The sequence below is a fragment of the Pseudomonas sp. LBUM1671 genome (assembly GCF_059695685.1).
Genome location: NZ_CP166782.1, coordinates 657,040 through 669,669, shown reverse-complemented (window position 1 = coordinate 669,669; position 12,630 = coordinate 657,040). Strand labels below are relative to the sequence as shown.

Here is a 12,630-nt window from a genome sequence, read left to right as displayed (position 1 = left end):
AGACACAACAAACACTAATTAAGCTATAAGACCCAAAAAATACTAAGCGATAAAATTAACAACCTCAATTGAACAACCAGCCAATTAAATAATTACACTTAAGCTCGCCAAACAAGTGTAACTTTTATATTTGACGGAAACGCTTATTAACAAACCGCGCGCGGCCGCAAACCAAACGGCCTGCGAGGGTTGTTTCAGAACATTAAGAACCGGATCGCGAATTGTCTGATGCGTCCGCGAGCACTTTCCACGCGTGTCCGGTCAATGTACTGCGGGCATGCGGACGTTTTTCTGCGGATGCGCGGTGAAAAATCTTACGCTCCGGAAGGGGGGACTGCGGCCAGCAGATCTGGCCGCGATGGCTTACCCGGCAGGCTTGTCGCCGTACCAGCGCGGCGTATACACCCACTGGCCACCCTCCGCGCGAGGGAACACGCAGGTGGTGGAAGAGCCGATCAACACCATGGTGCGCATGTCGACTTGATCAGGGGTCAGTTCACCGAGCGTGGTGACACGCAACGTCTGGCCCGGACGACCAATGTCGCGCCCCAACACCACCGGCGTTTCAGCGGTGCGGTGCTGCGCGACGATCTCCAGTGCTCGCCCCAATTGCCAGGGACGCGACCGCGAAATCGGGTTGTAGAACGCCAGCGCCAGGTCAGCCTGCGACGCCAGGTCCAGCCGTTTCTCGATGATCGACCATGGCTTGAGATTGTCCGACAGGGACATCACGCAGAAGTCGTGACCCAGTGGCGCACCGGCCTGAGCCGCCGTTGCCAGGGAGGCAGAGACGCCCGGAAGAATCTCCAGATCAACGCTGTGCCAACCCGGCTCACTCGACTCGTGCAATGCTTCAAGCACCGCCGCAGCCATGGCAAACACGCCCGGATCCCCCGACGACACCACCACCACCGACCGCCCTTGGGCCGCCAGCTCGAAGGCGTGGCGAGCGCGCTGCATTTCCTCGCGATTGTCGGTGCAATGCAGTACTTGATCCTCGCGAAACGGCCCGGCCATGCGCACGTAGGTTTCATAACCCAGCACGTCATTGGCACGCGCCAGTTCGGCCTTGACCGCGGGTACCATCAGTTCGGCGGCGCCAGGACCCAGGCCGATCACGGCCAGACGACCGCGTGCACGCCCGATCTGCGCAACCTCCAGTGGCTGGTTGGCCACCGCGACGGCAATGCCGGTTTCAGCCGACACGACGGCAGCGTTCGGCACAGTGTGGCGGGCCAACTCGCTGACGTCGCCGCTGACCGAGGCAAATCGCAGCGGCACGCCCAGCTCCAGTGCCGCTTCACGCAACGCAGGATTGGCCATGTGCAGTTCGCTGGCCAACAAACACGCCAGCGACTGCACGGCGATGTTCGCCTGATGCAGCGACGTGCGAATCGCGTCCGGCAGATCCGTCACCTCGGCATTCACCGCCACCAGCACGTTGCGCGAATAGATCAGCAATTCATTGGCCGCCGGCGTGCGCTCGGCACTGCCGACATGGATCGACAACGACGCCTGTGGGTCTTCCGGTAACTGCGCTTGCGCCAGCCACGGCGCGGCGCCTTCGATGCGCACGCTTTGTCCGGCGAGCAAATCCGAGACGAAGCGCTTGCCCAGTTCCAGATCGCCGAGGGCGTAGCCGCTGGGTGGATTGAGCAGGCAAGTGCCGAAGCGTAATTCACCGCTGGTGGTGATCGCCGCGCCCACTTCGAGACCGGCAGCAATTACCCGAGCCATGACGTTCACGCCACCGAGTCCGCCCAGCAGCGGCACCACGGCGCTGCCGTCTTCGGCGACGGCCAGCACCGGTGGTTCGGCGCCCTTTTCCAGCAGCAATGGCGCCAGGGTGCGAATCACGATCCCGGCAGCGCACAGGGCAATGATCGGTGTGTCGTGCAGATACAACTCACGCAAGGTCGCGCCGAACTCGTGATAGACACGGTCCGCGCCCTCAACCCGTTCGGCCAGGCCATGGATCAAGGCACCGGGGTAAATCTGCTGAATCTTGCGTGCAGTGGCGAGGCTGCCATTGCCAAGAATGACAATCGCCGGAACTGGACGGGCCATCAGCCTTGCCACCTTTCACCGGGAACGATGATCAGCGAGAAGTACGGCGAGGACATCGGCTCGACCTGATCCAGCGGAACGATTTTCTGATTGGCCATGGTCGCGCGCTCGACGTACAGCGCACGCTCCGCCAGACCAAGCTCTTCGAGCACCTGACGGACCTTGGGGAAGTTGCGCCCCAGCTTCATGATCACCGCCGCATCGGCATCGGCCAGTCGACGCTTGAGGTCCTCGTGCGGCAGAACGCCGGACAACACCGACAAACTCTGATTGCGATAGACCAACGGCGCGCCCAGCACCGAAGCGCCGCCCAGCATCGAGCACACGCCCGGCACCACTTCGGCTTCGTAGCGTTCGGCCAGGCGATCGTGCAGGTACATGTAGGAGCCGTAGAAGAACGGATCGCCTTCGCAGATCACCGCCACGTCACGGCCAGCGTCGAGGTGTGCGGCAAGTTCTTCACCGGCCGCATCGTAGAAATCGCTGATCACTTGCTCGTACGACAGCGGCGCCGGCAGCGCTTCGGTGGTCACCGGATACACCAGCGGCAGCAGCGTTTGTGCTTCCTGCAAATGCGCTTCGATGATGCCGAAAGCGTTGCCCTTCTTGCCCTTGGCGACGAAGTACGCCACCACCGGCGATTCGCGCAGCAGGCGCAGGGCTTTGACGGTAATCAGCTCCGGATCACCGGGGCCGACGCCCAGGCCGATCAAGCGTCCAGGTGACTGCATCATTCGATCTCCGTGGCGAGGGCGTTGACGGCGGCGGCGGCCATGGCGCTACCGCCCAGCCGGCCTTGCATGATGACAAACGGCACGCCGCGGCTGTCTGCCGCGAGCGCTGCCTTGGATTCGGCGGCGCCGACGAAGCCGACCGGGAAGCCGAGGATCAGTGCCGGTTTCGGTGCGCCGGCGTCGAGCATTTCCAACAGATAGAACAACGCGGTCGGCGCGTTGCCAATCACCACCACGCTGCCTTCCAGATGCGGACGCCACAGCTCCAGCGCGGCGGCGGAACGGGTGTTGCCCAGCTCACGGGCCAGCTCCGGAACGCTTTCATCGCGCAGGGTGCAAATCACTTGATTGTTGGCCGGCAAGCGCGTGCGGGTCACGCCCTCGCTGACCATTCGCGCGTCGCACAGGATCGGCGCACCGGCGGCCAGCGCATCGCGCCCGGCCTTGCCCGCGCCTTCGGAAAACTGCAGGCCGTCGATGGCATCAACCATGCCGCAGGCATGGATCACCCGCACCGCGAGTTTTTCCAGATCGGCCGGGATGCGCTCGAGGTTGGCCTCGGCACGAATGATCGCGAAGGAGTTGCGATAGATCTCCTGACCGTCGCGGATGTAATCAAGCATCTAAGGGGCTCCGTGAGCGGGCGTCGAGCAAGGCCGCGACCGCTTCAATAGTAAGGTTGCGTGCGTGCAGCGTGCCGAAACCCGGCTGCGCTGCATCGCGAAAATAGAGGTCGTAGTGACCGGAAGAAACCGCCAGCAAGGTCACTGGCGCAACGTGTGCGGCCGCGCAGGAACGCGGGCAGCCGGACAAATGCACATTCAGCGTCTGACCGTGACGTTGCAGCAGTGCCGCCAGTTGCCGGGCATCGCCCTTGGTGTCGGCGAGGCCTTTGCCGCAACCGGTCGCGCCGGTGCAGGCGATGAGATGCGCCAGGGCATCGTCGGCTGAGCAGCGCAGGCCGAGATGTTCGAGGCTGTGGATAACGTGAGCCGCGTCGTCGGCATGAACGCCGGGGATTAACAGGCTTTGCCAGGGCGTAAAACGCAGGGAGCCATCGCCCTGCTCGCGGGCCAGGTGTGCAGCACCTCTGAGCATCGCCGGATTGAGGCGGCCCAGCGGTGGCACTGCGCCGATGTACACACGATTGGCACCACGCTGCGGATGAGCGCCGATGTGCAGCACATCTGGATTGGCCCGGCGTTGCCAACCCTCAATGGGCATTAACGGCACACGTTCGGCGAGTAGCGCGACAAACCCGTCGAGTGAGCATTCGGCAAGCAGATGCCGCATGCGGGTCTGCTCGGGGCGTGCCAGTTCAAGGAACAACTCGAGCACTGCGACCACCAGTGTATGCCCCCGCTCCAGCGATACCGCACCTACGGGCGAGTCGATAAGGCAACCCGCCAGACCGAACACATACACTCGCTCACCGTCTCGTTCAGTGGCGGACAACCAAAGATCATGAGGATGTTCGAGCATCGCCAGACTTTCGCCGCCATCCAGTTGCACGGCGAACTTGGCGCTGAGGTCGTGGAAGCGTTCATCGATTTGCAGTGTGGCCAGGATCTGTTCAGCCAGCGGGCGCGTATCGATCAGCATCTGCGGATCAAAGCCGGCGCCGGGGCTGAGCATCAGATTGCGCACATCATCGCCCGCCGCGCTGGTCGGGCCGAGCCCGGCGGCCATCAGGCTGTCGATCAACGCGCCGTGCTCACTGCCGATCCCGCGAATCTGCAGGTTGGCGCGGTTGGTGGCCTCGATCACTCCGCTTGCAAAACGCTCGGCCGCATCGGCCACCGCTTCCGCCTGAACCGCGCTGATGGAACCGCCGGTCAATTTGATCCGGCAGATGCCGCCATCCAGTGCCTGGACAATACGCAGCAACCCCGGGCAGGCCGAGGGGCGTAAGGCTGAGGACATCGGGCGTTCGTTCAAGGGGGCGACCGGCAATGGGGAAAGACGCTTCGCGGGCGAAGGCGCGGTATTATGCCTGCTTTGTCAGGCGGCATGAAAAGCCTGCCCGTCGGAACAGCGCGTTTGAAGACTATTTTTGAGGGCTACAGATGTCACCCTGGCTGACAGTAGTGGGAATCGGCGAAGACGGCTTCAAGGGCCTGGGCAAAAACGCCCGGCACTCCCTGCTGCGCGCTTCGCGGATCGTTGGCGGTCAGCGCCAACTGGATTTGCTGCCGGCCTGCATCCGTGGCGAGCGGCAGTTGTGGCCCAGCCCTTTTTCCCTTGAACCGGTCCTGACGCTGCGTGGCGAACCGGTCTGCGTACTGGCCAGCGGTGACCCGATGTTCTTCGGCGTCGGTGCCAGCCTGGCCCGGCAAGTGCCCAACGCTGAAATGCTGATCCTGCCCGCGCCCTCTTCCTGCTCGCTCGCAGCGGCGCGAATGGGCTGGCCGTTGCAGGAGGTGGTGACGCTTTCGGTGGTCGCCCGTCCCCTCGCCGCACTCAACGCGCAGTTGTTCAGCGGCGTGCGTTTGCTGGTGCTGAGCAACGATGGGCAAAGCCCGGCCGCCATCGCTGCGTTGCTGCGTGAGCGCGGTTTCGGTCCGAGCCGTCTCAGCGTGCTGGAACATCTGGGCGGAACCGCCGAACGGCGCATCGATGGGGTGGCCAATGACTGGAACAATCCAGCGGTCGCCGACCTGAACCTGATCGCCATCGAGTGCATCGCCGAGCCGAACACACCGCGTCTCTCGCGACTGGCCGGCCTGCCAGACTCGGCCTTCCAGCACGACGGTCAACTGACCAAACGCGACGTCCGCGCGATCACCCTTGCGCGCCTCGCCCCAGTGCCCGGCGAACTGCTGTGGGATGTCGGCGCCGGCAGCGGCTCGATCGGCATCGAATGGATGCGCGCTCACCCCGGTTGCCGCGCGCTGGCGATCGAAGCCGATGAAGGCCGGCAGCTGTTGATCGAACACAATCGCGATGCCCTCGGCGTGCCGGGTTTACAGCTGATTCGCGGCAGTGCGCCGCAAGCCTTGGTCGGGCTTGAACGTCCGGATGCAATATTCATCGGTGGCGGCGTTACCCGCGAGGGCGTGCTCGACGCCTGTTGGACGCAACTCAAACCCGGTGGCCGACTGATCGCCAACGCGGTCACGCTGCAAAGCGAAGTGACCCTGATGGCCTGGCGCGAGCGGCACGGCGGTGAGCTGACCCGCATTCACGTCGCCCAGGCCCAGCCGCTGGGGGAGTTCGATACCTGGCGCCAGGCGTTGCCAATCACCCTGCTGGACGTGACGAAACCCTTCGATGCGTGACGAAACCGCCGAACAACCCGCCCCACTGCGCAGCGGCCTGACCACCGGCAGCTGCGCGACCGCGACCAGTCTGGCGGCGGCGCGTTTGTTGTTGAGCGGGATGACTGCGGACGCCGTCGAAATCGTATTGCCCAAGGGCAAGCAGGTGCAGATGCGCCTGGAGTTCTGCCGACTGATCGACGACGGCGCCGAAGCCGGGACGATCAAGGATGCCGGGGATGACCCGGACGTGACCCATGGCGCTTTGTTGTATTCCCAGGTGCGATTGAGTGCCGCGCCGGGCATCCGTTTCAACGCCGGTCGCGGCGTCGGCACGGTGACCCGGCCGGGGCTGGTGTTGGGTGTTGGCGAGCCGGCGATCAACCCGGTGCCGCGCAAAATGATCAGCGAGCACCTGACGTTGCTGGCCACAGAGCTCGGCTACGGCGGCGGCTTTGAGGTCACGATAAACGTCGAGGACGGCGAGGCGCTGGCGCTGAAAACCATGAACCCGCGCCTGGGCATTCTCGGCGGACTGTCGATCCTCGGTACCAGCGGCATCGTCCGGCCGTTTTCCTGCGCGGCCTACATCGCCTCGATTCACCAGGGCATCGACGTCGCCAAAACCAACGGTTACCTGCACATCGCCGCGTGTACCGGCAACGCCAGCGAAGACACCATGCGCCGCGTCTACGACCTGCCGGAAATCGCCCTGATCGAAATGGGCGACTTCGTCGGCGCCGTCCTCAAACACTTGCGCAAAGTGCCGGTGGATAAACTCAGCCTGTGCGGCGGCTTCGGCAAGATCAGCAAACTGGCGGCCGGGCACATGGATTTGCACAGCCGGCACTCCAGCATCGACCTGCCGCAACTGGCCGAATGGGCCGCCGCGATCGGCGCCGACGAGGTGTTACAGCAAGGCATTCGCGAAGCCAATACCAGCCAGCAAGCCCTGGCGATGGCCAGCGCGGCGGGCATCGCCCTTGGTGATGCGGTATGTCAGCACGCGTTGGATTTTGCCCGCAGCGTGGTGCCGGCGCAGGTTCAGGTTGAAGTGTTTGCCATCGATCGCCAGGGCGGGATTGTCGGCCACGCGGGAGCTTTTCAATGAAGCGTATTTTGCTGCTGGGCGGCGTCACCGAAGCCTTGGCCATCGCCCGCACCCTCGGGCCGGAACACATCTACAGCCTGGCCGGCGTCGGTCGCGTGCCGACGGACCTGACCTGCCAGGTACGCGTTGGCGGTTACGGCGGCGCCGAAGGCCTGGCGCAGTTCATTCGCGATGAAGGCATCGACTTGCTGCTGGACGCGACCCATCCCTACGCCGCACAAATCAGCCACAACGCCGCCACCGCCGCGAAGCTGACCGGCATCGCATGCTGGGCATTGCGGCGCCCGGCCTGGCAACCACAGACCGGCGATGACTGGCGGGACGTCAGCGATTGGGCCGAACTGATCGCCGCCCTCCAACCCTTCCACCGACCGCTGTTCACCCTCGGCCGCGAGCCCTTGCAACACCTGCATGAAATCCCGCCGGAGCAATTCTGGACCTTGCGCGCACTGGACGTTTACCCCGGCAACGACCGCTGCGAAGTCATCGGCGCGCGCGGGCCGTTCCTGATCGAGGATGAACGGGCGTTGTTTGAGCGGCGACAGATTGATGTGCTAATCAGCAAGAACAGCGGCAGCACCGCGACCGAGCCGAAGCTGGAAGTGGCGCGGGAACGCGGGGTGCCGGTGATTGTGTTGCGGCGGCCGGTGTTGCCGGGGGTGGATCGGGAGTTTGGGTCGGTGGGTGAAGTGCTGAAAGCCCTGTCGGTGTCAGACGAATCCTGATTTCTGCCTAACCCTGCGAATCTGCCGGCAACACTCTCGGACGGAGCTGGCTATTCACGCTATGGCTTCAATCCTATAGTCCGGGTTCTCAAATTCTAACAAGCACACCAACCCAACATCTTAGGGACGATCAAATTCGGCCCGAGGAAAGTGCGGCTTGCCAACCTGTATCCCAAGGAATACGATCGAACATGATCGACTTTGAACGATCCCGAGCATTTGGTGATTGGCTTGATTCACTGAGAGACGTCATTGGCAAAGCTCGGATCATCGCGAGGCTTCGAGCAGCCGAACATGAGAATTTCGGAGATTGCGAACCCGTAGGCGGCACTGTTTATGAAATGCGCGTGCATTACGGTCCCGGTTACAGGATCTATTTCACCCGACGAGGTGAAGTGGTTTATCTGCTGCTGATGGGCGGTGACAAGTCGACACAAAAACGAGATATCAAACGCGCCATTCAACTAGCGCAAAACATCGGTAATGGGGAGTCATCATGACCGAACAATTCACCCGTTTCGACGCTGCCGAATTTCTCAAAACACCTGAGGAAATGGCCGCTTATCTGGATGCATGCTTTGACGAAGATGCAGGCGATGGAGTGCTCATACGTGCCGCACTCAACGACATTGCCCGCGCACAGGGTATGACCCAGGTTGCCCGTGACGCAGGCCTGGGTCGTGAAAGTTTGTACAAAGCATTGGGAAGCACTGGCAATCCGGAATTCGCGACTATCATGAAGGTTATGAAAGCCTTGGGCCTGCGCTTGCATGCCACGGCTCTCTGATCGCACTGCGACACCACACCGCACGCCGCTTTTTTACTTATCGGCCCTGATCAGGCTAAATAGCCGCGCCTGATCGCCCACCCAACGGATTTTGTCCCATGTCCCGACAACGGCTCGCAATTGCCTGGATCGCCTGCTTCGCAGTGCTGTTCAACATGCTCGCCATGCCGATGACTGGAGCCATGGCGCAATCGGCGAAGTCACCCGCCGAGCAATTGTTGTGGGGCAGTTTCTGCACGTCCAGCGGCACCAAGATGGTGGCGATTTCCCTGGGCGACCTCGAGCAGAAAGCTCCGCAGAGCGACGATCATTCCAACATGCAGCATTGCTGGTGCTGCTCAGGTTCCGCTCCGCTGGTGGCGTTGCCCGGGCATGTGCCGCAGCTGTATTTCGCCCGTTTCGAGGCCAATCGAAGCGTGCCTGCCACCTCTCTCGATACACCCACCCCGCGCCAGCAATGGCCGAGCCTCAACCCCCGAGCGTCCCCTCTGGTGTGATTCTTTCTCGCAATTGACCTGCGTCTTGAATCGCTCTGGAGAACTGCCATGTTGAACAAACTCATCGTTCTGGCTGCGTTGCTGCTGCCTGCCTGCTTTGCCAATGCCCACGAATACAAGGCTGGCGAACTGGAGATCGCTCACCCTTGGTCGCAAGAGTTGCCGCCCAACGCGCCAACCGTAGCGGCCTATTTTGTCATTCAGAACCTAGGCAAAACGGCCGACCGCCTGCTCAGCGTCGACTCGCCGATTGCCGGTGAAGCGCAATTGCATGAGCACGTCATGCAAGCCGATCTGATGAAAATGCAGCAAGTGCCGAGTGTCGAGATTCCTGCCGGTGGCAACGTCACCTTTGCACCGATGGCCTATCACGTGATGCTGGTGAACCTGAAAGACCGTAGCCTGCTGAGTGACGGCAAACGCTTCCCGCTGACGATGCACTTCGAAAAGGCCGGTGATGTGACGGTCGAAGTCTCGGTGCAGAAGAAGCCGCCGGAAGACATGCAGATGCACGTCCACGCCCAGTAATCGCCTGAGCAGGACACGCCATGCGCCCGCTTAGCGCCAGGTCATCCGCACACCGTCGTCAGTCGTCTGGCCTGACGCGCGGCAGCTGGATCAGCCTGTTCGCCATGCTGATGATCTTTATCGGCCCGCTGATTTCTCAGTCGATGCCGATGGATCAACGCGCCTCGTCGATGTCGATGAGCATGTCGATGGACATGAGCATGGACATGTCGGCCATGGAGCACGCCGGCCACGGCGCGCAACCCACCGCCGAACACTGCCCGCCCAAAGCCTCGCACCACGCGCTCTGGGAAAAATGCGGCTATTGCAGTCTGCTGTTCAATTGCCCGGCGCTGACCGGTGGCCAGACCTTCGTCGCGTTCGATACACCAACAACCACCACCTTCACCTCTCCCTCCCCCCGCCTGGGCCATGCCCGGCAAACCTTTTTCCCCGGCGCCCGCAGCCGCGCCCCGCCTGTCGTCGCGTAAACACCCACCTCTGATTGCACACGGTTTCGAAGACAACCATAGCAACCTGTGGCGGTGGACTAGTGTGGCGAGGGAGCTTGCTCCCGCTTGAGTGCGCAGCACTCACAAAAGGGGCCGCTACGCAGCCCAGCGCGAGCAAGCTCGCTCGCCACACAAGTTCGCTCCCACAAGGGATTGCGTTGGTTGCCGGCCGTGTCGTTTACGACTGTTCGATGGAAATTGTCATGTCCAGGTTTGCTGCTGACACATGCTTGAGCCCTGCCCAAGCTTCTTTTGCCCAGAACGAATCGAGTATTCGTTTCAGGCGCGCCACCGCCATCCTTTGCGGCGCATTGCTGGCACCCACGGTGCTGGCCGACGAACACGCGGGCCACAGTGAAGATCTGAGCCCGACGGTGATCACCGCCATCGCGCCAAGTTCGCCGCTGACCATCGTCACCAACCCCAAGGACCCGCGCCAACCGGTGCCGGCCAGCGACGGTGGCGACTACCTGAAAACCATCCCCGGCTTCGCCCTCGTACGCAACGGCGGCACCAACGGTGATCCGGTGCTGCGCGGCATGTTCGGTTCGCGACTGAACATCCTCACCAACGGCGGCCAATTGCTTGGTGCTTGCCCCGGCCGGATGGACGCGCCCACCTCCTATATCTCGCCGGAAACCTACGACAAACTCACCGTGATCAAAGGCCCGCAAACCGTGCTGTGGGGACCGGGCGCATCAGCGGGCACCATCCTTTTCGAGCGTGAGCCGGAGAGCTTCGGCGAACTCGGTACGCGTGTGAACGCCAGCGTATTGGCCGGCTCCAACGGCCGCTTTGACAAAGTGGTGGACGCCGCTGCCGGCGGTCCGCTGGGTTACGTGCGCGTGATCGGCAACACCGCGCACGCCGACGACTACAAGGATGGCAACAACGACACCGTGCCGTCGCGCTACGACAAATGGAACGGTGACGTGGCGCTCGGCTGGACGCCGGACGCCGACACCTTGCTGGAGCTGACCGCCGGCAAGGGCGATGGCGAGGCGCGTTACGCCGGGCGCGGCATGGACGGTTCACAGTTCAAGCGTGAAAGCCTGGGCTTGCGGTTCGAGAAGTCCAACATCGGCGAGGTGCTGGACAAGGTTGAAGCGCAGATCTACTACAACTACGCCGACCACGTGATGGACAACTACACCCTGCGCACACCGTCCGGCACCGGGATGATGGCCGGCCCGATGGCCTCCAACGTCGACCGTCGCACCCTCGGCGCGCGGATCAAAGCCACTTGGCGCTGGGCCGATGTGCAATTGATCAGCGGCCTCGACGCGCAGACCAACGAGCATCGCCAACGCGGCAGCATGGGCATCGATACCTACAAGGACCTGCCGTACACCAAGGATGCCGATTTCCATAACTACGGTGTGTTCAGCGAACTGACCTGGTACGCCGCCGACCGTGACCGGCTGATTACCGGTGCGCGCCTGGACCGCGCCTCGGCCAAGGATTATCGGCAGACCACCGGTTCCGGGATGATGACCCGCCCCAACCCGACCGCCGACGACACCCGCGCTGACACCTTGCCAAGCGGTTTCGTGCGCTACGAGCATGACCTCGCCGACAGCCCGACCACGCTGTATGCCGGCCTCGGTCATACCCAGCGTTTCCCGGATTACTGGGAACTGTTTTCTCCCAAGTCCGGCCCCGCCGGGTCGGTGAATGCCTTCGATTCGATCAAGCCTGAAAAAACCACCCAGCTCGATGTCGGCCTGCAATACAAGACCGAAGACCTCGAAGCCTGGGCCTCGGGTTACGTCGGCCAGGTGCGCGATTACATCCTGTTCAACTACACCCCGACGATGATGGGCACCACGTCCCAAGCTCAGAACATCGACGCGCGAATCATGGGCGGCGAACTCGGCGCGGCCTATCAGTTGACCTCCAACTGGAAAGCCGACGCGACCCTGGCTTACGCCTGGGGCAAGAACAGCAGCGATGGCAACGCCTTGCCGCAAATGCCGCCGCTGGATGCGCGTTTCGGCCTGACCTACAGCGAAGACAACTGGAGCGCCGGGGCCTTGTGGCGCGTGGTCGCGGCGCAAAACCGCATCGACCAGAACAAGGGCAACGTGGTGGGCAAGGACTTCGACAAGACCTCCGGTTTTGGCGTGTTCTCGCTCAATGGCGCCTATCGCATCAACAAAAACTGGAAGGTCAGCAGTGGCGTCGACAACCTGTTCGGCAAGGCGTACGCCGAGCATTTGAACCTGGCCGGCAACGCCGGTTTTGGCTACCCGGCCAACGACCCGCAGGCCATTAAAGAACCGGGGCGAACGCTCTGGACCAAGGTGGACATGAGCTTCTAAGAGCATCGCGGGCAAGCCCGCTCCCACATGGACGTGGAGAACCTGTGGGAGCGAGCCTGCTCGCGATCGGTTGCGCAGCAACCGCAAAACAAACAACTAAAAGATCCATGCC

At 62.5% G+C, this 12,630-nt stretch carries 13 protein-coding genes; 9 read left to right on the top strand and 4 right to left on the bottom strand.

Features of this window, described 5'->3' with window-relative positions:
- Positions 1 to 363 precede the first annotated feature (363 nt).
- The 4 genes from cobJ to cobG are packed head-to-tail and all read right to left on the bottom strand — an operon-like array spanning position 364 to position 4,724.
- Positions 364 to 2,067: a precorrin-3B C(17)-methyltransferase gene (gene cobJ, locus ACA060_RS02985; RefSeq protein WP_497315332.1), complete on the bottom strand. Its 1,704-nt coding sequence runs from the start codon at positions 2,065 to 2,067 to the stop codon at positions 364 to 366.
- Entirely contained in the window at positions 2,067 to 2,798 is a 732-nt protein-coding gene (locus ACA060_RS02980) for a precorrin-2 C(20)-methyltransferase (RefSeq protein ID WP_109627773.1), read from the bottom strand. The genes cobJ and ACA060_RS02980 overlap by 1 nt, the downstream gene beginning before the upstream one ends.
- Positions 2,798 to 3,424 carry a precorrin-8X methylmutase gene (locus ACA060_RS02975; protein ID WP_046054534.1) on the bottom strand — a complete coding sequence of 209 codons (627 nt, stop codon included), beginning with the start codon at positions 3,422 to 3,424 and terminating at the stop codon, positions 2,798 to 2,800. The genes ACA060_RS02980 and ACA060_RS02975 overlap by 1 nt, the downstream gene beginning before the upstream one ends.
- Complete coding sequence (gene cobG / locus ACA060_RS02970) at positions 3,417 to 4,724, bottom strand: precorrin-3B synthase (protein ID WP_497315330.1); 1,308 nt, start codon at positions 4,722 to 4,724, stop codon at positions 3,417 to 3,419. The genes ACA060_RS02975 and cobG overlap by 8 nt, the downstream gene beginning before the upstream one ends.
- A gap of 143 nt (positions 4,725 to 4,867) precedes the next feature.
- On the opposite strand from cobG, the gene cbiE reads away from it, so the two are divergent.
- The 9 genes from cbiE (at position 4,868) to ACA060_RS02925 (ending at position 12,518) form a co-directional block, all read left to right on the top strand.
- Positions 4,868 to 6,079 carry a precorrin-6y C5,15-methyltransferase (decarboxylating) subunit CbiE gene (gene cbiE / locus ACA060_RS02965; protein WP_497315328.1) on the top strand — a complete coding sequence of 404 codons (1,212 nt, stop codon included), beginning with the start codon at positions 4,868 to 4,870 and terminating at the stop codon, positions 6,077 to 6,079.
- Complete coding sequence (locus ACA060_RS02960; protein ID WP_497315326.1) at positions 6,072 to 7,169, top strand: cobalt-precorrin-5B (C(1))-methyltransferase; 1,098 nt, start codon at positions 6,072 to 6,074, stop codon at positions 7,167 to 7,169. The genes cbiE and ACA060_RS02960 overlap by 8 nt, the downstream gene beginning before the upstream one ends.
- Positions 7,166 to 7,894 carry a cobalt-precorrin-6A reductase gene (locus tag ACA060_RS02955; RefSeq protein WP_497315324.1) on the top strand — a complete coding sequence of 243 codons (729 nt, stop codon included), beginning with the start codon at positions 7,166 to 7,168 and terminating at the stop codon, positions 7,892 to 7,894. The genes ACA060_RS02960 and ACA060_RS02955 overlap by 4 nt, the downstream gene beginning before the upstream one ends.
- A 191-nt stretch (positions 7,895 to 8,085) precedes the next feature.
- Complete coding sequence (locus ACA060_RS02950) at positions 8,086 to 8,394, top strand: type II toxin-antitoxin system RelE/ParE family toxin (protein WP_219093764.1); 309 nt, start codon at positions 8,086 to 8,088, stop codon at positions 8,392 to 8,394.
- Positions 8,391 to 8,681 (top strand): addiction module antidote protein, encoded by a 291-nt coding sequence (locus ACA060_RS02945; protein ID WP_109627766.1) that lies wholly within the window; start codon positions 8,391 to 8,393, stop codon positions 8,679 to 8,681. The genes ACA060_RS02950 and ACA060_RS02945 overlap by 4 nt, the downstream gene beginning before the upstream one ends.
- Before the next feature lie 98 nt (positions 8,682 to 8,779).
- A complete protein-coding gene (locus tag ACA060_RS02940) occupies positions 8,780 to 9,178 on the top strand; it encodes a DUF2946 domain-containing protein (RefSeq protein ID WP_109627765.1) in 399 nt (132 codons plus the stop codon).
- Between the two features lie 48 nt (positions 9,179 to 9,226).
- Positions 9,227 to 9,706 carry a copper chaperone PCu(A)C gene (locus tag ACA060_RS02935; RefSeq protein ID WP_497315322.1) on the top strand — a complete coding sequence of 160 codons (480 nt, stop codon included), beginning with the start codon at positions 9,227 to 9,229 and terminating at the stop codon, positions 9,704 to 9,706.
- 20 nt (positions 9,707 to 9,726) lie between these two features.
- Positions 9,727 to 10,176, top strand: a complete 450-nt coding sequence (locus tag ACA060_RS02930; RefSeq protein WP_497315320.1) for a DUF2946 domain-containing protein — start codon at positions 9,727 to 9,729, stop codon at positions 10,174 to 10,176.
- A 224-nt stretch (positions 10,177 to 10,400) separates the two neighbouring features.
- The gene (locus ACA060_RS02925) at positions 10,401 to 12,518 is read left to right on the top strand and encodes a TonB-dependent copper receptor (protein ID WP_497315318.1); all 2,118 of its coding nucleotides are present in this window, start codon (positions 10,401 to 10,403) and stop codon (positions 12,516 to 12,518) included.
- The last annotated feature ends 112 nt before the right edge of the window (positions 12,519 to 12,630 follow it).